At 66.9% G+C, this 18,765-nt stretch carries 22 protein-coding genes; 12 read left to right on the forward strand and 10 right to left on the reverse strand.

The features are described 5' to 3' along the window. Positions 1-41: 41 nt before the first annotated feature. Genes AC1RVW_RS24855 through AC1RVW_RS24865 form a run of 3 tightly spaced genes read left to right on the forward strand, consistent with a single transcriptional unit; the run spans position 42 to position 2,663 of the window. Complete coding sequence (locus AC1RVW_RS24855; RefSeq protein WP_493203205.1) at positions 42-758, forward strand: ABC transporter ATP-binding protein; 717 nt, start codon at positions 42-44, stop codon at positions 756-758. Next, a complete protein-coding gene (locus tag AC1RVW_RS24860) occupies positions 751-1,617 on the forward strand; it encodes a branched-chain amino acid ABC transporter permease (RefSeq protein ID WP_106936850.1) in 867 nt (288 codons plus the stop codon). The genes AC1RVW_RS24855 and AC1RVW_RS24860 overlap by 8 nt, the downstream gene beginning before the upstream one ends. Before the next feature lie 14 nt (positions 1,618-1,631). Further along, the gene (locus tag AC1RVW_RS24865) at positions 1,632-2,663 is read left to right on the forward strand and encodes a branched-chain amino acid ABC transporter permease (RefSeq protein WP_253819971.1); all 1,032 of its coding nucleotides are present in this window, start codon (positions 1,632-1,634) and stop codon (positions 2,661-2,663) included. A gap of 76 nt (positions 2,664-2,739) precedes the next feature. On the opposite strand, the gene AC1RVW_RS24870 is transcribed toward AC1RVW_RS24865, so the two are convergent. Continuing rightward, positions 2,740-3,144 carry a hypothetical protein gene (locus AC1RVW_RS24870; RefSeq protein ID WP_493203207.1) on the reverse strand — a complete coding sequence of 135 codons (405 nt, stop codon included), beginning with the start codon at positions 3,142-3,144 and terminating at the stop codon, positions 2,740-2,742. A gap of 185 nt (positions 3,145-3,329) precedes the next feature. On the opposite strand from AC1RVW_RS24870, the gene AC1RVW_RS24875 reads away from it, so the two are divergent. Continuing rightward, a complete protein-coding gene (locus AC1RVW_RS24875; RefSeq protein ID WP_106936853.1) occupies positions 3,330-4,334 on the forward strand; it encodes a Bug family tripartite tricarboxylate transporter substrate binding protein in 1,005 nt (334 codons plus the stop codon). A gap of 30 nt (positions 4,335-4,364) precedes the next feature. On the opposite strand, the gene AC1RVW_RS24880 is transcribed toward AC1RVW_RS24875, so the two are convergent. After that, the gene (locus tag AC1RVW_RS24880) at positions 4,365-5,150 is read right to left on the reverse strand and encodes an IclR family transcriptional regulator domain-containing protein (RefSeq protein ID WP_081269978.1); all 786 of its coding nucleotides are present in this window, start codon (positions 5,148-5,150) and stop codon (positions 4,365-4,367) included. Positions 5,151-5,276: 126 nt separating this feature from the next. On the opposite strand from AC1RVW_RS24880, the gene AC1RVW_RS24885 reads away from it, so the two are divergent. The 3 genes from AC1RVW_RS24885 to pcaF are packed head-to-tail and all read left to right on the forward strand — an operon-like array spanning position 5,277 to position 7,862. Next, positions 5,277-5,978, forward strand: a complete 702-nt coding sequence (locus tag AC1RVW_RS24885; RefSeq protein ID WP_081269977.1) for a 3-oxoacid CoA-transferase subunit A — start codon at positions 5,277-5,279, stop codon at positions 5,976-5,978. Further along, positions 5,975-6,622 carry a 3-oxoacid CoA-transferase subunit B gene (locus AC1RVW_RS24890; protein WP_081269976.1) on the forward strand — a complete coding sequence of 216 codons (648 nt, stop codon included), beginning with the start codon at positions 5,975-5,977 and terminating at the stop codon, positions 6,620-6,622. The genes AC1RVW_RS24885 and AC1RVW_RS24890 overlap by 4 nt, the downstream gene beginning before the upstream one ends. A gap of 34 nt (positions 6,623-6,656) precedes the next feature. Further along, positions 6,657-7,862: a 3-oxoadipyl-CoA thiolase gene (pcaF, locus tag AC1RVW_RS24895; protein ID WP_493203211.1), complete on the forward strand. Its 1,206-nt coding sequence runs from the start codon at positions 6,657-6,659 to the stop codon at positions 7,860-7,862. 39 nt (positions 7,863-7,901) lie between these two features. On the opposite strand, the gene AC1RVW_RS24900 is transcribed toward pcaF, so the two are convergent. Then, on the reverse strand, positions 7,902-8,363 hold the full coding sequence (locus AC1RVW_RS24900) for a hypothetical protein (protein WP_493203213.1): 462 nt from the start codon (positions 8,361-8,363) through the stop codon (positions 7,902-7,904). Positions 8,364-8,649: 286 nt separating this feature from the next. Here AC1RVW_RS24900 and AC1RVW_RS24905 point away from each other — a divergent pair, with 286 nt between their 5' ends. Continuing rightward, positions 8,650-9,066, forward strand: a complete 417-nt coding sequence (locus AC1RVW_RS24905; protein WP_081269973.1) for a hypothetical protein — start codon at positions 8,650-8,652, stop codon at positions 9,064-9,066. Positions 9,067-9,089: 23 nt separating this feature from the next. Here the strand turns inward: AC1RVW_RS24905 and AC1RVW_RS24910 are convergent, their stop codons facing one another. Beyond that, positions 9,090-9,599 carry a DinB family protein gene (locus AC1RVW_RS24910; RefSeq protein WP_493203215.1) on the reverse strand — a complete coding sequence of 170 codons (510 nt, stop codon included), beginning with the start codon at positions 9,597-9,599 and terminating at the stop codon, positions 9,090-9,092. Between the two features lie 122 nt (positions 9,600-9,721). On the opposite strand from AC1RVW_RS24910, the gene AC1RVW_RS24915 reads away from it, so the two are divergent. After that, positions 9,722-10,333, forward strand: coding sequence for a TetR/AcrR family transcriptional regulator (locus AC1RVW_RS24915; protein WP_493203217.1), 612 nt, complete (start codon positions 9,722-9,724; stop codon positions 10,331-10,333). Here the strand turns inward: AC1RVW_RS24915 and AC1RVW_RS24920 are convergent. From AC1RVW_RS24920 to rtcR, 6 genes are all read right to left on the reverse strand, one after another. Further along, complete coding sequence (locus AC1RVW_RS24920) at positions 10,324-10,590, reverse strand: hypothetical protein (protein ID WP_493203219.1); 267 nt, start codon at positions 10,588-10,590, stop codon at positions 10,324-10,326. The genes AC1RVW_RS24915 and AC1RVW_RS24920 overlap by 10 nt on opposite strands. Before the next feature lie 136 nt (positions 10,591-10,726). Further along, positions 10,727-11,686 (reverse strand): bifunctional Delta(1)-pyrroline-2-carboxylate/Delta(1)-piperideine-2-carboxylate reductase, encoded by a 960-nt coding sequence (gene lhpI / locus AC1RVW_RS24925; RefSeq protein ID WP_493203220.1) that lies wholly within the window; start codon positions 11,684-11,686, stop codon positions 10,727-10,729. Beyond that, positions 11,683-12,549, reverse strand: coding sequence for an alpha/beta hydrolase (locus tag AC1RVW_RS24930; RefSeq protein WP_493203222.1), 867 nt, complete (start codon positions 12,547-12,549; stop codon positions 11,683-11,685). The genes lhpI and AC1RVW_RS24930 overlap by 4 nt, the downstream gene beginning before the upstream one ends. Continuing rightward, positions 12,546-13,121, reverse strand: coding sequence for a 3'-5' exonuclease family protein (locus AC1RVW_RS24935; protein ID WP_493203224.1), 576 nt, complete (start codon positions 13,119-13,121; stop codon positions 12,546-12,548). Before AC1RVW_RS24935 ends, AC1RVW_RS24930 begins: the two co-directional genes overlap by 4 nt. Positions 13,122-13,137: 16 nt before the next feature. Continuing rightward, on the reverse strand, positions 13,138-13,662 hold the full coding sequence (locus tag AC1RVW_RS24940; protein ID WP_493203225.1) for a 2'-5' RNA ligase family protein: 525 nt from the start codon (positions 13,660-13,662) through the stop codon (positions 13,138-13,140). A gap of 35 nt (positions 13,663-13,697) precedes the next feature. Further along, positions 13,698-15,317, reverse strand: coding sequence for an RNA repair transcriptional activator RtcR (gene rtcR / locus AC1RVW_RS24945; protein WP_493203227.1), 1,620 nt, complete (start codon positions 15,315-15,317; stop codon positions 13,698-13,700). 688 nt (positions 15,318-16,005) lie between these two features. Between rtcR and AC1RVW_RS24950 the strand changes: the two genes are divergently transcribed. The 3 genes from AC1RVW_RS24950 (at position 16,006) to AC1RVW_RS24960 (ending at position 18,764) form a co-directional block, all read left to right on the forward strand. Continuing rightward, positions 16,006-17,157, forward strand: coding sequence for a slipin family protein (locus AC1RVW_RS24950; protein ID WP_493203229.1), 1,152 nt, complete (start codon positions 16,006-16,008; stop codon positions 17,155-17,157). An 83-nt stretch (positions 17,158-17,240) separates the two neighbouring features. After that, on the forward strand, positions 17,241-18,473 hold the full coding sequence (locus tag AC1RVW_RS24955) for an RtcB family protein (protein WP_493203259.1): 1,233 nt from the start codon (positions 17,241-17,243) through the stop codon (positions 18,471-18,473). A gap of 27 nt (positions 18,474-18,500) precedes the next feature. Continuing rightward, entirely contained in the window at positions 18,501-18,764 is a 264-nt protein-coding gene (locus AC1RVW_RS24960; RefSeq protein ID WP_493203231.1) for a hypothetical protein, read from the forward strand. Position 18,765 lies beyond the last annotated feature (1 nt).

Here is an 18,765-nt window from a genome sequence, read left to right on the forward strand (position 1 = left end):
CCCACCCCTTCCCTCCCCCGGAAGGGGAGGGAGCAAAGACCATGACAGCCCTGCTCTCCACCCACGCCCTCAAGGCCTTCTACGGCGACGCCCAAGCCCTCTTCGGCATCGACTTCTCGCTCGTGCAGGGCGAGATCGTCGCCATCATCGGCGCCAACGGCGCGGGCAAGTCGACCTTCCTCAAGAGCCTCACGGGCCTGGTGCGCGCACCGCGCGAAGCCATCGAGTTCAAGGGCCGGCCCATCGGCGGCCTTCCGCCCGGCGACATCGTTCGGCAGGGCCTTGCGATGGTTCCTGAAGGCCGGCGCCTGTTCCCCAGCCTCAGCGTGGAAGAGAACCTGCTCATGGGCGCCACCGCCGCGCGCCGCGGCCCCTGGAACCTGCAGCGCCTGTATGCGCTGTTTCCCATCCTCGCCCAGAAGCGCCACCAGCCGGGCACGTCGCTCTCGGGCGGGCAGCAGCAGATGGTGGCGCTGGGCCGCGCGCTCATGAGCAACCCCGAGGTGCTGCTGTGCGACGAGCTTTCGCTGGGCCTCGCGCCCATCGTCATCCGCGAGATCTACGCGGCCATGCCCACCATCACGGGCGAAGGCATGACGGTGGTCATCGTCGAGCAGGACGTGACCATGGCGCGCCAGGTCTCGCAGCGCATCTACTGCTTCCAGGAAGGCCGCGTGTCGCTCGAAGGCGATTCGGGCGAGCTCACGCGCGAGCAGATCTCGCAAGCCTATTTCGGTATCGAGGCCGCACATGCTTGAAACCCTCGTCCAGGGCGTGCTGCTCGGCGGCCTCTACACGCTGTTCGCGCTCGGCCAGTCGCTCATGTTCGGCGTGATGCGGCTCACCAACACCGCGCAGGGCGACTTCATCATCCTCGGCGCGTTCGCGGTCATCGCTGGCGTGTCGCTGACGGGCGACGCAGTGGCACCTTGGCTGGTCGCGCTCGCGGTGCTCCCGGTGGCCTTCGGCTTCGGCTATGCGCTGCAGCGCTACGTGCTCAACGGCACGCTCGGCAAGGATCCGCTGCCTTCGCTGGTCGTCACTTTCGGCCTGTCGATCGTGATCCAGAACCTGCTGCTGGAGCTGTTCTCGGCCGACCCGCGCGCCATCGACACCGGCGGGCTCAGCACCCAGGGCATTGCGCTCGGCGGCGCGATGTCGGTCGGCGTGCTGCCGCTGGTCGTGCTGGCGATCGCGCTGGTGGCGACGGGCGCGCTGCAATGGCTCTTCGCGCGCACGGCGCTGGGGCGGTCGTTCCGCGCCGTGTCGGACGACCGCGAGATCGCCGAACTGATGGGGCTGAACGCGAAGAAGGTCTACGCCTTTGCCACGGCCATCGCCTTCGTGCTCATCGCCGTCGCGGGCGCCTTGCAGGGCATGCGCACGACGGTGTCTCCTTCGGACGGGCCTCTGCTGCTGCTCTTCGCCTTCGAGGCGGTGATCATCGGCGGCATGGGCTCGTTCTGGGGCACGCTGGCCGGCGCGATGATCCTCGGCATCACGCAGCAGATCGGCTTCAGGCTCGACCCGGGCTGGGGCATCTGGTTCGGGCACATCGTGTTCCTGGTGGTGCTGGTGCTGCGGCCGCAGGGGCTTTTTCCAAAGACGCGCGGATGAAGCGAATGACGAACATGCCTCCCACACTCATCGCCGTGGAGCGCGCCACTGCCGCGAGCCGCGCCGCGCTGGCCGTCGGCATTGCCCTGGTGCTCGTTGCGGCCAGCCTGCCTTGGTGGGGCGAGTCGAGCTGGATGCGCGAATTCGTCGAGATCGCCTGCTACTTCATCTTCGCGATGATGTGGAACCTGCTCGCCGGCTATGGCGGCATGGTGAGCATCGGGCAGCAGGCCTTCTTCGGCTTCGGCGGCTACGTGATGCTGATGCTGGGCAACTTCGCGGGCGTCAATCCGTTCGTGGCGATACCCCTGGGGGCGCTGGCGGCGGGGCTGGTCGCCATTCCGGTGTCCTTCGTCGCGTTCCGGCTGTCGGGCGGGTACTTTGCCATCGGCACATGGGTCATCGCCGAAGTATTCCGGCTGAGCTTCGCGAACGTGTCGGCGGTGGGCGGCGGCTCGGGCACCACGCTCACCGCGCTGCGCGGCATCGAGAAGGCCACCCGCGAAAGCACCACCTACTGGATGGCGCTGGCCTGCGTGGTCGCGGCCGTCGCGCTGGTGTACCTGTTCCTGCGCAGCAAGCGCGGCCTTGCGCTGCTGGCCATACGCGACAACGAGGTGGCGGCGGAGTCGCAGGGTATTCCGGTCGCGCGCATGAAGCTGGCGGTGTATGTGGTCGCGGCCTTCGGCGCGGGGCTCGCGGGTGCGCTGTACTTCGTGGGCAACCTGCGCATCAGCCCCGATGCGGCGTTCAGCGTCAACTGGACGGCCTTCGCCATCTTCATGGTGGTCATCGGCGGCATCGGCCGCATCGAGGGGCCGCTGGTCGGCGCGCTCATCTTCTGGGCACTCAACAAGTTCCTGAGCGACTACGGCACCTGGTATCTGCTGGGGCTGGGGCTGCTCGCGATTCTCGTGACGCTGTTCTTCAAGCAGGGCCTGTGGGGCTACGCGCAGCAGCGCTGGGGCTGGTCGCTGTTTCCGACGCAGCGCAAGCTGTCGCCGGTGCACGCGCCGGCCGGCGTCAAGGCTTCTTCACGGGGTTGATGTAGTACTCGATCTTCGTGCGGTCCTTGTAGGGATCGTTGTCGAAGAACCTGGTCTCTTGCGAGATCCTGATCTGCTAGCCGTCGCGCACGCCCTCCAGCGAGGTCGCGCTGTCGGTGGTCACGGGCGAGAGCGTGGGCCTGTGGAAGGCGGCCACCGTCTTGAAGCCGTCGGTGCTGAACGCCTTGACGGCCGCGCTGCTCAGGCGGCCGGTGCTGTCTGCGGTCACGTCCACGTCGGTCATCGCGGTGTTCGGCGGCACCGAGAGCAGGCTGGCAAGCGGCGGCGGCAAGGTCCTGGCGCCGCTCTTTTCCTGGATGCGATAGCTCAGGCCGCCCTGCGCGTTGGGCTCGCCCTTCGCGGCGGAGGACTCTTCCATGCTGCTCACGACCCATGCGCTGATGAGCAACAGCGGCGCCGCAATGGCGCCCACGTACAGCAGAAAACGCAGGCGGTCCTTGGTGTGGAAAAACTCGATCAACGGCGTGTGCTCCCTTTGTGGCATGTGGCGGCTATCAGGTCGACGCTGCCCTGTCCGCCCATGTTAAAGCCCTGCCTGGTGTTCGTTCAGACTTGATTAATACTTGCCCGTCATGTAACGTTGTGTAAACGAAACGTGAGTCACGTTCGTCATTCCCCGGTCTTTTCATTCTTCATGGAGTCATCTTGACGATCACCAAACGCCGCTTGCTCGAAGGCGGCGCGGCAGCCGTCGCCGCCTCGCTGCTCGCGAAGGCTTCCTGGGCACAGCAACGCAACACGGGCGGCGATGCCTGGCCGACCAAGCCGCTGCACATCCTGGTGGGCTTTCCCGCAGGCGCGTCGCCCGACCTCGCGGCCCGCGCCATCGCGGAGCCACTGTCGAAGATCCTGCGCCAGCCGGTGACGGTCGAGAACAAGCCGGGCGCCAGCGGCAACACCGTCGCCGACCAGGTGGCCAAGGCCACCGACGACCACACCATCGGCGCGCTGATCAACGGCAACCTCACCATCGCCAAGCTGCTCAACCCGTCGCTGCCCTTCGACCCCGAGAAAGACTTCGCCCCGGTCGGCCTGATCGGCACCGCGCCGCTGGTGCTGGCCGTGTCGGGCAGCGCCACGGGCAAGACGGCGGCCGAGCAACTGCTGTGGGTGCGCAATCTCGGCGGCAGCGGCAAGTACGGCACGCCGGGCGTGGGCACCGTGGGCCACCTGGGCATGGAACTCATCAAGAGCCGCGCCGCCATCACCGCGCAGCACAAGCCCTACACCGGCAACCCGCAGGTCATCGCGGGGCTGCTGGCCAACGAGATCCAGCTGGCGCTGCTGCCGCCCGGCCTTGCCATGCCGCACATCAAGTCGGGAAAGATCAAGGCCATCGGCGTGACCTCGCCCGAGCGCAGCCCGCTGGCAAGCGAGCTGCCCACCATCCGCGACGCCGACGTGCGCGGCGCGGACCTCGAGATCTGGACCGCGCTCGCCGCGCCCGCCGGCATGAAGCCCGCCGCCGTGGCAAGGCTCAATGCCGCGCTGGTCGAAGTGATCAGCTCGCCCGAGGTGAGCCAGGCGCTGCTCAAGACCGGCTGGCAGGCGCAGCCCGGCTCTCCCGACACGCTGGCCAAACGCATGCGCGCCGACACCACGCGCCTGGGCGGCGTGATCCTGATGAAGGGCATCCGCTCGGACGCCTGAGCGCGCGCAACGGCGGCCGCGGGTGTGCGCTCAGAGCAGCTGCGACACCCGCTTCGCCGCATCCACCAGCGCAGGCAGCATGGTCTCCTGCATCACCTTCGCGCTGGTGCGGTTCGCCTGCCCGCTGATGTTGAGCGCGGCCACCATGCGCCCCTGCCGGTCGACGATGGGCGCGGCCACCGAAATCAGGCCTTCCTCCAGCTCCTGGTTCACCAGGCACCACTGCTGCTTGCGCGCCTGCGCCACCTTGGCCATGAGCGCGTCGATGTCGGTCAGCGTGTGCTTGGTCAGCGTCTGGATGTCGGAGGCTTCGAGGCGCGTGCGCACTTCGTCGTCATCGAGATCCGCCAGCAACAGCCGGCCCAGCGACGTGCAGTAGGCCGGCAGGCGGGAGCCCACGCCCAGGTTGATGTGCATGATTTTCTTCGTCGGCACGCGCAGCACGTAGACGATGTCGGTCGCGTCCAGCACGGCGGCCGAGCATGACTCCTGCACCTGCTGCACCAGTGCTTCCATCACCGGCTCCGCGCGGTTCCAGATCGGCATCGAAGACAGGTACGCGAAGCCCAGGTCGAGGATGCGCGGCGTGAGCGTGAACAGCTTCCCGTCGGTCACCACGTAGCCCAGTGTCTGCAGCGTGAGCAGGATGCGCCGCGCCCCCGCGCGCGTGAGGCCGCTGCCGGCCGCCACCTCGCTCAGCGTCTGGTGCGGCGCGTTCGCGCTGAACGAACGGATGACCTGCAGCCCGCGTGCGAAAGACTGCACGTAGCTGTCGCCGGGCGCGGGTGCGGTGGGTTGTGTCGCGTGGGTTGCCATGCTGAGCGATCCTCTCTAGAATTCATTATACGAACAAATGTTCTTTAGACGAACAAATTGTCGGTTCGCAGAATCGGGCGGATCGCGGTTCGGTTTCTTCTTTCCTCTCACCCGGAGACAAGCTTCATGATCAACAAGATCGCGCGCTCGGTCGCCGATGCCCTGTCGGGCATCCAGGACGGCGCCACGGTTCTCATCGGCGGCTTCGGCACCGCCGGCATCCCCGGCGAACTCATCGACGGCCTCGTCGAGCAGGGCGCCAAGGACCTCACGGTCGTCAACAACAACGCGGGCAACGGCGAGACCGGCCTCGCGGCGCTGCTCAAGACGGGCCGCGTGCGCAAGATCATCTGCAGCTTCCCGCGCCAGGCCGACAGCCAGGTGTTCGACGGGCTCTACCGCAGCGGCAAGATCGAACTCGAACTCGTGCCCCAGGGCAACCTCGCCGAGCGCATCCGCGCCGCGGGCGCGGGCATCGGCGCCTTCTTCTGCCCCACGGGCTACGGCACGCAGCTGGCCGGCAACCGCGAGACCCGCGAGATCGACGGCAAGCAGTACGTGCTCGAGTACCCCATCCACGGCGACGTGGCGCTCATCAAGGCCGAGCGCGGCGACCGCTGGGGCAACCTGGTCTACCGCAAGGCGGCGCGCAACTTCGGCCCGGTGATGGCCATGGCCGCGAAGAAGACCATCGCCACCGTGCACGACATCGCCGAGCTCGGCACCCTCGACCCCGAGACCATCGTGACCCCGGGCATCTTCGTGCACCAGGTGGTGCGCATCGAACGCGTGGCGACCCAGGCCGGCGGTTTCAAGAAGGCAGCATGACCATGACTTACACACGTCGCACCAAGGACCAGCTCGCCGCCCGCGTGGCGCAGGACATCTTCGACGGCGCCGTCGTCAACCTCGGCATCGGCCAGCCCACGCTGGTGGCCAACCACCTGCCCAAGGGCCGCGAAGTCATCCTGCAGAGCGAGAACGGCATCCTCGGCATGGGCCCCGCGCCCGAGGCCGGCGAAGAAGACTACGACCTCATCAACGCCGGCAAGCAGCCCGTCACGCTGCTGCCGGGCGGCGCCTTCTTCCACCATGCCGACAGCTTCGCGATGATGCGCGGCGGCCACCTCGACATCTGCGTGCTCGGCGCGTTCCAGGTGTCGGCCACCGGCGACCTCGCCAACTGGCACACCGGCGAGAAAGACGCCATTCCCGCCGTCGGCGGCGCCATGGACCTGGCCATCGGCGCCAAGCAGACGTGGGTCATGATGGACCTGCTGACCAAGCAGGGCGCGAGCAAGCTGGTGAAGGAATGCACCTATCCGCTGACCGGCATCGCCTGCGTCAAGCGCGTGTATTCCGATCTCGCCACGCTCGAGTGCACGCCGCAGGGCCTGAAGCTCATCGACCTGGTCGACGGCCTGAGCCGCGAAGAACTCGAGAAGCTCGTCGGCCTTCCGATCGCCGCCTGATCCCTTTCAAGCCATTACAGAGACACACCACACCATGACCAACCAAGCCTTCATCTGCGACGCCGTTCGCACCCCCTTCGGCCGCTATGGCGGCTCGCTCAGCAGCGTGCGCGCCGACGACCTGGGCGCCGTGCCCCTGCGCGCACTGATGGAACGCAACAAGAACGTCGACTGGCAGGCGGTGAGCGACGTGCTCTACGGCTGCGCCAACCAGGCCGGCGAAGACAACCGCAACGTCGCGCGCATGTCGGCGCTGCTGGCGGGCCTGCCGCTCGAACTCGGCGGCGCGACCATCAACCGCCTGTGCGGTTCGGGCCTCGATGCCGTGGGCACGGCCGCACGCGCCATCCGCGCCGGTGAAGCCGGCCTCATGATCGCCGGCGGCGTGGAAAGCATGAGTCGCGCGCCCTTCGTCATGCCCAAGGCCGAAAGCGCCTTCAGCCGCAACAACGCGGTGTATGACACCACCATCGGCTGGCGCTTCGTCAACAAGCTCATGAAGGCGCAGTACGGCGTCGACTCGATGCCCGAGACGGCAGAAAACGTGGCCACCGACTACAAGATCGAGCGCGAGGCGCAAGACCTGATGGCGCTGAACTCGCAGCTGCGCGCCGTGGCTTCGCAGAAGTCGGGCTTCTTCGACGCTGAAATCGTGCCCGTGACCGTGCCGCAGAAGAAGGGCGACGCCATCATCGTCAGCAAGGACGAGCATCCGCGCGAGACCAGCCTCGAGTCGCTCGCCAAGCTCAAGGGCGTGGTGCGCCCCGACGGCACCGTGACCGCCGGCAATGCCAGCGGCGTGAACGACGGCGCCTGCGCGCTGCTGCTGGCCGACGAAGCCAGCGCCGCCAAGCACGGCCTCACGCTGCGCGCCCGCGTGGTCGGCATGGCCACTGCCGGCGTCGCGCCGCGCGTGATGGGCATCGGCCCCGCGCCCGCCACGCAGAAGGTGCTGGCGCTCACGGGCCTCACGCTCGACCAGATCGACGTCATCGAACTGAACGAAGCCTTCGCAGCCCAGGGCCTCGCCGTGCTGCGCCTGCTGGGCCTGAAGGACGACGACGCGCGCGTCAACATCAACGGCGGCGCCATCGCGCTGGGCCACCCGCTGGGCGCAAGCGGCGCCCGCCTGGCCACCACGGCGGTGAACCAGCTGCACAAGGGCGGCGGCCGCTATGCGCTGTGCACGATGTGCATCGGCGTGGGCCAGGGCATCGCGGTGATTCTCGAGCGCGTCTGACGCCGCATCCATTGCGGCGCTCGCCAGGCCGCCCTGGCCTCAGATGAGCGTCGCACTCACGCCGCGCGCCACGGCGGGGGCGATGCCGGCGTAGAAGAAGCCCAGGTCGTCCTCGGGGCCGTTGACGGCGCGCCCGCGCACCTTGCTCATCGCGCAGACGCCGACCTGGGCGTCGTCCTTGCCGATGACGAGAACGAAGGGGTTGTCCTCGTCGCCCCGCAGGTAGCGCCCGCCGAACTCGCGGCGCGCGACCTCGAACACGTATGCCGACGCGAGAAAGTGAAGGTCGTCCGGCAAGCGTGCCTGCTGCTTGAAGAAGTCGTCAAGCACGCGGTCGACCAGCGACAGCGAGGACGCCGTGTAGTCCAGCCGCGAGCCATCGATGGGCGCGCCGGGCCGCGAGAACGCGCCGACGAAGTCCTCGGCCTGCGAGGCCATGCCTTCCTCGATCGTCTCGGGCATGGCCGGCTTTTTTTTCTTCAGCAGGTCGAACAGTCCCATGGTTGCGGTTTTCCTTCGTCTAGTGGATGGATGGATGGATGCGATGCGCTCGGAATCTGCTCACTGTGTCAGAACCCGCCGTCCGCGCGCAAGCAGGAATTCGAAGTACACCGGCGCAGCTAACAGAAGTTCGCGCAGGTTGCAGCGCTCGCCAAAGAGCTACTCCGCGCCTCGGGGCCGTCATGGACATGCCTTGTGCCGTCAATAGTCTTGCTCAGGGTTTTCCCGCATCGCAGCGGCAAGACCCCATCCAGACAGACAGACAACCCACAGAAAAGACGGAACCATGAAGACCACTCACCTCGCCATCGCCGCCGCACTCACCGTGCTGGCCGTCGCCTCCGCCAACGCCCAGCAACGCACCCGCGAAGCCGTCGAGGCAGAGGCCGTTGCCGCGGCCCACGCCAAGGACCAGAACGTCACGCGCGGTTCGCGCGGCGCCGATCCGTTCAAGTCCGTGGCCGATCCTGAAGCTGTCTACAAGCAGGCCGTCGACACGGCCCATGCGCCCAACCAGAACGTCACCCGCGGTTCGCGCGGTCCCGATCCCTTCACCTCGAGCCGCGACCCGGCCCAGGTCTACCAGGAAGCCATGGCCACCGCGGCAGCGCCCGACCAGAACGTGACCGGCGGCTCGCGCGTCAACAGCAAGGTGATCTCCACCATGGAGAACCCGGTGCTGAAGGCCGCGCAAAGCAAGTAAGCAAGACGAGCGCGCCGGGCCTTTCAAGCGCGCATGCGGCGCGCGGGCTCGGCCCGATGCAGGAAGCCGGTGAACGTGTCGGGAGGCGACGAGCCCATGAGCCGCCACATGATCCGGCCGACCTCGCCCCGGTGGTAGCCGGCATGGGTCACGACGTGGCCCAGCATCTCCTCGCGCGACATGCGCCCGGCGGCACCGTCTGTGAAGTCGAAGTCGATGCTCTCGGCAAGCTCCTGCGCACTCAGGCGCGCCGTGTAGGCGACGTACCAGCGGTCCGTTTCCCTCACTGCCTCTGCCAGTTCCCGCAGCGGCGGCGCGGTGTCCGACCCTGTCGCGGTGCTGCCGTGGTCCAGGCGCTGCAGGTTCGCCATGAAGATGCGATCGACGATGCATGCGTGGTTGAAGACGCGGACTGCGGCCTCGTATTCGGCCTGCGGCGCCTTTTCGGCCAGTGCGGCCAGGCCCTCCAGCAGCCCTTCGTCCGCCCATGACTTGTAGCGGAACAAGGAATTCAAAAGCGTCTGCGTGGTCATCGCGGTTCCCTTGGATAAAAACGGCACACTTCGCAGCCATCGGCCGACGGCGGGTGCGGGCGGTCTTATTCTTGAGTGGAGCCTCGAACTTGGGTACTCGCATTCCTTCGCAGCACAGGAGCATGCGCAAAGCACCGCGGCAACAGCGTTCGCGCGCCACGGTCGACGTCATCATCGAAGCCGCCGCTCGCGTTCTGGGCCGCAGGGGGTGGGCGCGATTCACGACGAATGAGATCGCGGCGGTCGCGGGCGTCAGCGTGGGTTCGCTGTACCAGTACTTTCCGAACAAGCTGGCCATCGCCGAGGCGATCCGCCAGCGCCACCTCGACGAGGTGCTCCGGGTGTTGTCCGCCGCGGATGAGCAGGACGGAACCCTTTCGCTCGATCAGCGGGTTGCGCGGTTCGTCGATGGCGTCATCGCCGCCCATTCCATCGACCAGGCGCTGCATCACGTGCTGGTCGACGAGGTGCCGCTTGGCGCCCGCTCGAGCTACGTGGGGTTCGAGGCTGAGTACCAGCGGCGCTATCGGGCGCTGGTGGCCGCCGCCGACGGCCGTGCTGGCGAAGAAGGCGAAGGGCAGGCCATGGCCGCGCGGATGCTCTCGTCGGCCGTAGAGGGCGTCGTCCACTCGGCGGCGGGCCGCCATGAACTCGGCGCGGCGTCATTCAGGACCGAATTGGTCCGGCTGATCCTTGCGTACCTGCGCGACCGTGGCGCGGAGGCTCAGGCGTAGGCCTTGGCCGAGCGCAGCTGCAGCATCGCCAGCATCCGCGCTTCTTCCGCATCGCGCAGGCTCTTGGCTGCGCGGGCGGCGGCATAAGACACATACATCGTTTCGATGGCCTTGCCCCAGGCTTGAGGCGTCTGGTGCACCGTGTCGGCGGGAAGGCTTGCCGCGTACGCGCCTGGCACGCCAGGCTCCATCGGACAAGCCGGCACGTCGTACCCCGCCTTGCGCAGGATGTTTGCTTTGTGGTTCGTGCTGAGCATGCGCGGGGCCTCCTCCGTGGTTGGTGCGAAGAAGATACCGGCACGCCTGCAGGGCCGCCATTAGCTGCTTGACGTATGCGGATGTAGGAAAAAGCCCTCTGGGAGCGATTTCACGGCTCGAACTAAGCCGGAAGCGTTAGGCCGGCGATGCCGCGGCATGCCACACCAGCGTGGCGGCGGTCAGGTCTTCGAGCGCGCTGCCCACGGCCTTGAACACCGTGCGCTCCTCGTCGCTGGACCGGCCGGTTCGCTCGCCGCGGCACAGCTCGGCCAGCGTGCCCTGGATGTCTTGCGCACGCAGCGTGCCCGCCGCCATCGCCTCGAGCAGGTCGCCGGATTTCTGCAGCGCTTCCGGGGTATCGACGAAGGTGCGCGCACCGGCGAAGCAGTGCTCGTCGGTCTCGCGCATCGCGGGCGTGAAGCTGCCGATCAGGTCCAGGTGCGACCCCGGCGCAAGCCAGTCGCCGCGAACCAGCGGTGCGGTGGCCAGCGTGGCGCAGCTCACGATGTCGGCGTGCCCGCGCACGGTGGCCTCCAGGTCGGTGGCGGCCCGCGCATTCCAGCCTTCGGCGCGCCATTGCGCCGCCAGCGCCTCGGCGCCCTCGGGCCGGTGGTTCCAGACCCATACCTCGTCGATGGGCCGCACGCTTGCATGGGCGGCAGGCAGCATTCGCGCGATGCGGCCGGTGCCCAGCACCAGCAGCCGGCGTGCGTCCTTGCGCGCGAGGAACGACGCACCCAGCGCGGACGCGGCGGCCGTGCGGCGCGCGGTGATCTCGTTGCCGTCCATCATCGCCAGCGGCACGCCGGTGCGCGCGTCGTACAGCACGTAAGTCGCGTGCAGGCCGGGCAGGCCGCGCGCACCGTTGCCGGGGAAGATGTTGATCGTCTTGATGCCCAGGAAGCCCGCGTCGCTCCACGCCGGCATGATGAGCACCGTGCCCCTGCAGGCGGCGCCGTCCGCGCCGGCGGTCTCGATGGTGTGCACATGGCGCGGCGGCACCTGCGCCTCGGCCGCGAACGCCGAGCGCAGCGCGGGCACCAGCCGCTCGAAAGCCAGCGGCGCGCGGGTGGCGGCTTCGTCGAAATGCTTCATTGCTGCAGCGGCTGCATGGACGATTCGAAGAAGGCCGTCAGCGCCTTGCGGTAGGCGTTGCCGAAGCGCAGGGTCGTCATCGGCTCGAGATGTCCGGCGCCTTGCACCTCGATCAGCCGCTTGGGCCCGCGCGCGTCGGCCAGCAGCCGCTTCGAATGCTCCACGGGAATCACCTGGTCGGCCGTGCCGTGAATGAACAGCAGCGGAATCGGCGACACAGCCGCTATGTACTTCGACGCCGCATAGTCGTCGCTCACCAGCAGGCCGGCGCCCTTGAACTTGTCGTTGGCAATCGAGGAATACGAATAGAAGGTCGACTCGATGGCCGCCGCCTTCACGCCCGCGCGGTTGCCCGAGCCCACCACCGCGATCGCATTGGTGCCGCCCAGGCTCTGCCCGAAGACGAACAGCCGCTCCGGGTCCACGTCCTGGCGCGAGCGCACGTAGTTCAGCGCGGCATTGGAATCTTCGAACACGCCCTTGGGCTCCGGTTTTCCCTCGGACTGGCCGTAGCCGCGGTAGTCGAAGACGAGCACGTTGTAGTCCTGCTTGGGCAGCCAGGCCACGAAGCGCCAATGCGTGCTCATGTTCTGCGCATTGCCGTGGAAATGCACCACCGTGCCCTTGGCCTCCTTCGGGTTCTTGCGGTCGGCCGCGGGCAGGAACCAGCCGCTCAGCCGCGTGCCGTCGGCGCTGGTGAACTGCACGGGCTCGTAGCGCATGCCCAGCACGTCTGGCGTCTCGTAGCGCACGCTGTCGGGGTAATAGAACATCGACTGCACGCAGCCTGCCAGCAGCAGAGGCAGCGCGCACAGCGCGAGTTTTCCGCACCATCGGCGGATCGGGCCGGTGCCGATGGTCATGGCTTTGCGCCCTTGGCGGCCGCGCGGTTCTCCGCGAGCATGTTGCAGAAGAGGGCGCCTTGCTCGATCGCGTCGTCGAGCGCCACATGCGTGTGCGGCAGCCCGGTGTCGAACCAGCGGCGCGGCATCGCGCGCTTGGTGCTGTCGCGGTAGTCGAGCTGGAGCATCGCCATCGCGAACGACTTCACGTCGAGCGCGGAGTGGCTGAACGGGCTCTCGCCCGCGAAGCGCATCAGGTACCAGTAGACGAACAGGAAGTCGAAGCCCGCGGGGTACGCGACGAACACGGGCCGCGCGGGCAGGCCCTTGAGCCAGCTCACGTAGTTCTTCATGGCGTGGGCGGGGTCCTGCAGGTCGGTGCGGCAGGCGGCCCAGGCCTCAGGTTGGGTCTTCCACCAGGCGGCGGTCTTCGGGTCGGCTTCGGCGCCGGGCAGCGTGTGCAGGTTGGCGCTGAAGGTGGAAAGCAGTTGTTTGTCGGCCGTGTAGGCCGCCGAGCCGAAGCTGAGCATCGAATGCGGGCCTGGGATGGGGCCGTCGGATTCGACGTCTGTGCTTATGTAGATTTCTGGCATGGGTGTTCGTTTTTCTTCAGGCCGCCTCGGGCAGCGCAAAGACATGCAGGTCCCGCCAGCGCCCTGAAGAGTTCTCTATCAAAGCGACTTCGGTGCAATGCGCATTGACGGCACCCGATGCGAGAAGGCGGACATTCAGTTCGGCAGCCGCCTCCTGCGCGTCGCGCGCATGGCCGTGCGCGACCGACAGATGCGGAATTACGCCTTCGTGTTCGCCACCATAGGGAGGGAAATCGGGAAAGGCCTTCGCGAGCGCCAGCGTCATCTCTATGAAAGGGGCCGCGGGCTCGGGCGCCAGATACGCGGTCTCGGGAAACCGCCCGACCTTGCCCAGCGAGAACGCGAACGACGGCGTATGCGCGAGCGCATGCCGCGCAAGCGCCAGCACGTCTGCGGTGATCAGCACGGGGTCCATGAAGGGCACGAGCACCGTGATGTGCGCCGGCACGCCGAGCGCCACGGTAGCGTCGTAGCGGCGGCGCAGATCGCCGGCCATGGGCTCGGCGGCGGGAACCTTCACGACGAATGCGGAGATGGCCATCGGGCGGAGGATAGCCCATCGATGGCGCACTCCGATCAGCTCCTCGGCCCCGCGGAAACCTGCCCCCAATCGAGGCCCAGCTTGACCAGGTACTTGCGCAGCCGGTCCGCATCGTTCACCACGCTGCGCTGCGCGCGCGAGGCCTGGAACAGTTGCCGCCCCGCGTCGGAGAGGCTGCGCGACTGGCGGCACACACGCACTACCGCTTCGAGCTGCAGCCGGTCGAACAGGTCGAGGGCCTGCACCCGCTCTTCGCCCAGCAATGCATCCAGATCCACGCCGTCGGCACTGCGGGCCATGGGCGTCGCTCCCGCATGCTTCCACAGCCATCGCAGCCGTGCAATTTCCGCTTCGACCAGCGCGACCGGAATGCGGCCGCCGTCGGCCAGCGTGGCCAGCCGCGTCACGCTGGCCGACAGGTCGCGGAAGTTGCCGCTCCAGACCGCCTCGCCGCTCTGCGCGAAACGCAGGTAGGCCGTGCGCGCTTCGGCGTTGAAGCGCACCACGCGATGGTTCTCGGCGGCGTGGATGGCCAGCAGGTGGTCGACGTTGGGTTCGATGTCCTCGGGCCGCTGCGCAAGGCCGGGAAGGTCGTAGGTCCAGAGGTTGATGCGCGCGAACAGGTCTTCGCGGAACCGTCCTTCGGCCACGTCGCTGCGCAGGTCGCGGTTGGTGCCGGCGATGAGCTGGAAATCGCTCTCCACTTCCTTGTCGGCACCCACCGGGAAGAAGCGCTTCTCCTCGATCGCCTTCAGCAGCATCGCCTGCTCGTCGAGGCCGAGCTCGCCGATCTCGTCGAGGAAGAGCGCGCCCTGGTGCGCCGTGCGCAGCAGGCCCGCGCGGTCGCTCGCCGCTCCGGTGAAAGAACCCTTCCTGTGCCCGAACAGGGTGGACGCCGCCCCGTCGCCGCGCAGTGTGGCGCAGTTCACTTCCACGAAGGGCCCGCTCATCTGGTGCCGCGCCTGCTTCAGCTCGAACATGCGCCGCGCCAGGAAGGACTTGCCCGCGCCGGTCGGCCCGACCAGCAGGATCGGCGCGCGCGAGCGCACGGCCACGCGCTCGATCTCGTCGATCAGCGCATTGAAGCGCGCGTTGCGCGTGGCGATGCCGCTCTTCAGGAACGCGACCGCATCGCGCTGCTCGGCGTCGAAGCGCCGCGCGATCACGTCGTAGCGCGAGAGGTCGAGGTCGATCAGCGTGCATTTGCCGGCCTCGCCCTGGCGCTGCTTGCGGGGCGGCGAGGTCTGCGCGAGCACCCCCGGTACCACGCGCGACTCCGACAGCAGGAACATGCAGATCTGCGCGACGTGCGTGCCGGTGGTGATGTGCGTCCAGTACTGCTCGCGTTCGGTGTCGAAGCTGTAGCCGCGCGCCCAGTCGTACAGGCGCGTGTAGACCTCGCCGAAATCCCACGGGTCTGCGAGCTCGATCGGCACGAGATTGACGGTGGTCTCAGGCGACACGGTGGCGATGTCGGCCTTCACGAGTTCGGCCAGCGCCTTGTGCCTGAGCGTGTAGAGCAGCTCCATGCGCGAGACGACCATGTCTTCGTGCTGGGCGAGCGAAACGGTGGGGCGCCATTTGTTCCAGCGGCCCGCGCCCTGGCCGGCATCGAGCTGGGTGCCTAGAAAGCCGATGACGACGATTGGCTTCATGGATATAAAACTAGCTGAATTTATAGATCACGAAGAATTTTATAGGTACGGATGCCGCTCAAAAAGGAGCTTGGCAAGGAATTTCTCCTTTCCTGTCAACGACTTGCATCCCCGATCGTCAAAACGGCCCAAAGCTGGCACGCCGACTGCAATGGATATCTCGTCAGGATGCAGTCCATCCACTCGCAGGTGCCGCGTAGAAGCGGCCCGGTGCAGCAAGCCAGGCAAGTCCTTGGGTTTGCCGTATGCCGTGGTTGGGCTGTCTGGCAACTGAACTTGATTCAGTTCCGCTCATGGTTGAGCGCCGTGCTAACCACATGGAGCCGCGGGTTCGATTCCCGCGAAAAACCCGGCGGTGCCTGCACCGCCATCTGATGGGGGCGAAAGCCCCTCCGCCCCGGCACACCGGAGCGATGGCGCAGGGCAAACATGCCCTGCGGCGCGCGACACAGTGCCAAGCGCAGGCGGCTTGCGCACCGCGTGCGTGGCAAGGAACTGCGTGTGGCCATCGAAGGCGAGGCAGGTGACGGCGTTGCAAAAGCGACGAGGGAGGCACCTGCCGAGCCGGGCGACCGCCGCGCGTCAGGCCTTGGCTGCCGCGGTGCCCGCCGCCTGCCCTTTCGAGGGCCTGGACCGAATGACTGAAGACTGAACGAAGAAACGAACCGAATAACGAGTGGGAGAAAAAATGCTGGGCTTCAACCGAATCACGATCAAGAAGAACGAACGCGCGTTGCTGCTTCGCAATGGCGATTTCGAGCAACTGCTGGGCGCCGGAAAGCACTGGGTGTTTTCGGGTTTCGACAAGATCCAGCTTCAGCGCTTTGCCCTGACCGAGCCGGCTTTCGAGCACGAGCTGGTCGACTACTTCCTGGCACAGGAACCTGAGCTGGTCGAGCGCGAGTTCGTGCATGTGTCGCTCGGCGAAACCCAGGCCGGCCTGCGCCTGGAAGACGGCGTGCTGGTGCAGATCCTGCCGCCCGCCACCCGCAAGCTGTACTGGCGCGGCCTGCGCGAACAGCGCATCGATGTGATCGACGTGGCCGAAGATGCGCGGCTGCCCGCAGAATTGGTGTCGAAGCTGCAGAGCGTGGCGCTGCGCCCGCGTGCTGTGGCTGGCCTCGACGGCGTGCTGCTGGTGCAGGTTCCGGAGTTCCACGTCGGCGTGCTGACGCTGCAGGGCCAGATGCAGGAGCTTCTGGCGCCGGGCAACCACGGTTTCTGGCGCTTCAACCGGCAGGTGGCAGTGACCTGCGTGGACATGCGCTCGCAGATCGCCGAAGTGAGCGGCCAGGAAATCCTGACCCGCGACAAGGTGGGCCTGCGGCTGAACATGTCGGCGGTGTGGCGCTTCACCGATGTGCGGCAGGCGATGGCGCAGATGCCGAAGCCGGCCGACCATGTGTACCGCGAGCTGCAGTTCGGGCTTCGCGCCGCGGTGGGCGAGCAGACGCTCGATGCGCTGCTGGAGAACAAGGCGGCCATCGACCAGACGGTGCTGGCGCAAGTGCGCGAGCGGCTGGAAGGCTCCGGCATTGCGCTGGAAAGCGTGGGCGTGAAGGACATCATCCTGCCAGGCGAGATGAAGACCATCCTCGCCCAGGTGGTTGAGGCCGAGAAGTCGGCACAGGCCAACGTGATCCGCCGCCGCGAGGAAACCGCGGCCACGCGCTCGCTGCTGAACACCGCCAAGGTGATGGAGGGTAACCCCGTCGCATTGCGGATGAAGGAACTCGAAACGCTGGAACGAGTGGCCGAGCGGATCGACAAGATCTCCGTGATCGGCGGTCTGGACCAAGTGCTCAACGGGCTGGTGACGCTTCGGCCGAACGCTTCCTGAGCTGCGAGTTCGGGAAGGTTCGACTGGCGCCGAAGGGGTGCCGGGCGGGAAGAAAATGACTTGAACAGAGGAGTGAAACGATGATGAAAGAAGAAGAAATGAACTACGACATTCACGAAGTCGAGAACGGCGTGCCCGTGAAGATGTGGACCCGCGGCGTGCCCGTGGAGCCCGAAGCTCAGAAGCAACTCGAGAACGCAGCACGCCTGCCTATCGTGTTCAAGCACATCGCGGCCATGCCCGACGTGCACTACGGCATCGGCGCAACGGTGGGTTCGGTGATCCCGACCTTCAAGGCCATCATTCCCGCCGCGGTGGGCGTGGACATCGGCTGCGGAATGATGGCGTGCAAGACCACGCTGCATGCCAACGACCTGCCCGACAACCTGGGACCACTGCGCTCGGCGATCGAGAAGGCCGTGCCGCATGGCTCGAACCCCAAGCGCATGGGCCGCGACAAGGGCTCGTGGGAGACGCCGCCGAATGAAACCGACGTGGCATGGGGTGCGCTGAAGGACGAGTTCGACGCGATCTGCGAAGACTACCCGCGCCTGAGGAACACCAACAACCACAAGCACCTGGGGACGCTGGGTACGGGCAACCACTTCATCGAGGTGTGCCTGGACGAGGCGGGCTCGGTGTGGATCATGCTGCATTCGGGTTCGCGCGGCGTGGGTAACGCCATCGGCACGCACTTCATCGAGCTCGCCAAGAAAGACGCCGAACTGCACCAGCGCAACCTGCCCGATCAGGACCTGGCGTACTTCGAGGAGGGCGCCCAGTACTTCGACGACTACGTGCGCGCCGTGGGCTGGGCCCAGAAGTTCGCGCGTGCGAACCGCGAAGTGATGATGCAGCGCGTGGTAGCGGCCGTGCGCAAGGTCATCAGCAAGCCTTTCGAGGCGCACGTGGAAGCGGTGAACTGCCACCACAACTACGTGAGCCGCGAAACGCATTTCGGTGAAGACGTGCTCGTCACCCGCAAGGGCGCGGTGAGCGCGAAGGCCGGCGAGCTGGGGATCATCCCCGGCAGCATGGGCGCCAAAAGCTTCATCGTGCGCGGAAAAGGCAACCCCGAGAGCTTCATGAGCTGCAGCCACGGCGCCGGTCGAAAGATGAGCCGTACCAAGGCGAAGAAGCTCTACACCGTGGCCGACCAGGTCGCCGCGACCGAAGGCGTGGAATGCCGAAAAGACGCCGACGTGATCGACGAGATCCCGATGGCCTACAAGGACATCGACGCGGTGATGGAGGCGCAGCAGGACCTGGTGGAGGTGGTCTACACGCTCAAGCAGGTTGTTTGCGTGAAGGGGTGATGCGTGGGTGTCGAGTACCGCATAAGGATGGCATTGCCTACGCGAGCCACCGCGGAGGCAATCCTTACGAAGGCCGCCCGCGGCTGTCGTCTGGAGATGGAGAACGCCGGCGGCAGCTTCTATTCGTCGGAGACATCCGCATCGGAGAAATGGCCGGAGGCCTCGGTGGACATTGAGGCGGATGGCCTTGTCATCTGCTTGCATGCGAACAGCGACTTCTCGCGGCAGATTTTGGGCCGGATCGTTCAGCTCGCTGCGGGCGAAGGTGTCGTGACAGTGGAAGAGCTATAGA

It is taken from the genome of Variovorax sp. MPBD4-3 (assembly GCF_058809745.1).

What these genes read in the sequence shown, in the direction of transcription:
- AC1RVW_RS24855 (WP_493203205.1), top strand. Translation starts at nt 42, where the DNA reads ATGACAGCCCTGCTCTCCACCCACGCCCTCAAGGCCTTCTACGGCGAC.
- AC1RVW_RS24860 (WP_106936850.1), top strand. Translation starts at nt 751, where the DNA reads ATGCTTGAAACCCTCGTCCAGGGCGTGCTGCTCGGCGGCCTCTACACG.
- AC1RVW_RS24865 (WP_253819971.1), top strand. Translation starts at nt 1,632, where the DNA reads ATGCCTCCCACACTCATCGCCGTGGAGCGCGCCACTGCCGCGAGCCGC.
- AC1RVW_RS24880 (WP_081269978.1), bottom strand. Translation starts at nt 5,150, where the DNA reads ATGGCAACCCACGCGACACAACCCACCGCACCCGCGCCCGGCGACAGC.
- AC1RVW_RS24885 (WP_081269977.1), top strand. Translation starts at nt 5,277, where the DNA reads ATGATCAACAAGATCGCGCGCTCGGTCGCCGATGCCCTGTCGGGCATC.
- AC1RVW_RS24890 (WP_081269976.1), top strand. Translation starts at nt 5,975, where the DNA reads ATGACCATGACTTACACACGTCGCACCAAGGACCAGCTCGCCGCCCGC.
- pcaF (WP_493203211.1), top strand. Translation starts at nt 6,657, where the DNA reads ATGACCAACCAAGCCTTCATCTGCGACGCCGTTCGCACCCCCTTCGGC.
- AC1RVW_RS24900 (WP_493203213.1), bottom strand. Translation starts at nt 8,363, where the DNA reads ATGGGACTGTTCGACCTGCTGAAGAAAAAAAAGCCGGCCATGCCCGAG.
- AC1RVW_RS24905 (WP_081269973.1), top strand. Translation starts at nt 8,650, where the DNA reads ATGAAGACCACTCACCTCGCCATCGCCGCCGCACTCACCGTGCTGGCC.
- AC1RVW_RS24910 (WP_493203215.1), bottom strand. Translation starts at nt 9,599, where the DNA reads ATGACCACGCAGACGCTTTTGAATTCCTTGTTCCGCTACAAGTCATGG.
- AC1RVW_RS24915 (WP_493203217.1), top strand. Translation starts at nt 9,722, where the DNA reads ATGCGCAAAGCACCGCGGCAACAGCGTTCGCGCGCCACGGTCGACGTC.
- AC1RVW_RS24920 (WP_493203219.1), bottom strand. Translation starts at nt 10,590, where the DNA reads ATGCTCAGCACGAACCACAAAGCAAACATCCTGCGCAAGGCGGGGTAC.
- lhpI (WP_493203220.1), bottom strand. Translation starts at nt 11,686, where the DNA reads ATGAAGCATTTCGACGAAGCCGCCACCCGCGCGCCGCTGGCTTTCGAG.
- AC1RVW_RS24930 (WP_493203222.1), bottom strand. Translation starts at nt 12,549, where the DNA reads ATGACCATCGGCACCGGCCCGATCCGCCGATGGTGCGGAAAACTCGCG.
- AC1RVW_RS24935 (WP_493203224.1), bottom strand. Translation starts at nt 13,121, where the DNA reads ATGCCAGAAATCTACATAAGCACAGACGTCGAATCCGACGGCCCCATC.
- AC1RVW_RS24940 (WP_493203225.1), bottom strand. Translation starts at nt 13,662, where the DNA reads ATGGCCATCTCCGCATTCGTCGTGAAGGTTCCCGCCGCCGAGCCCATG.
- rtcR (WP_493203227.1), bottom strand. Translation starts at nt 15,317, where the DNA reads ATGAAGCCAATCGTCGTCATCGGCTTTCTAGGCACCCAGCTCGATGCC.
- AC1RVW_RS24950 (WP_493203229.1), top strand. Translation starts at nt 16,006, where the DNA reads ATGCTGGGCTTCAACCGAATCACGATCAAGAAGAACGAACGCGCGTTG.
- AC1RVW_RS24955 (WP_493203259.1), top strand. Translation starts at nt 17,241, where the DNA reads ATGAAAGAAGAAGAAATGAACTACGACATTCACGAAGTCGAGAACGGC.
- AC1RVW_RS24960 (WP_493203231.1), top strand. Translation starts at nt 18,501, where the DNA reads ATGGCATTGCCTACGCGAGCCACCGCGGAGGCAATCCTTACGAAGGCC.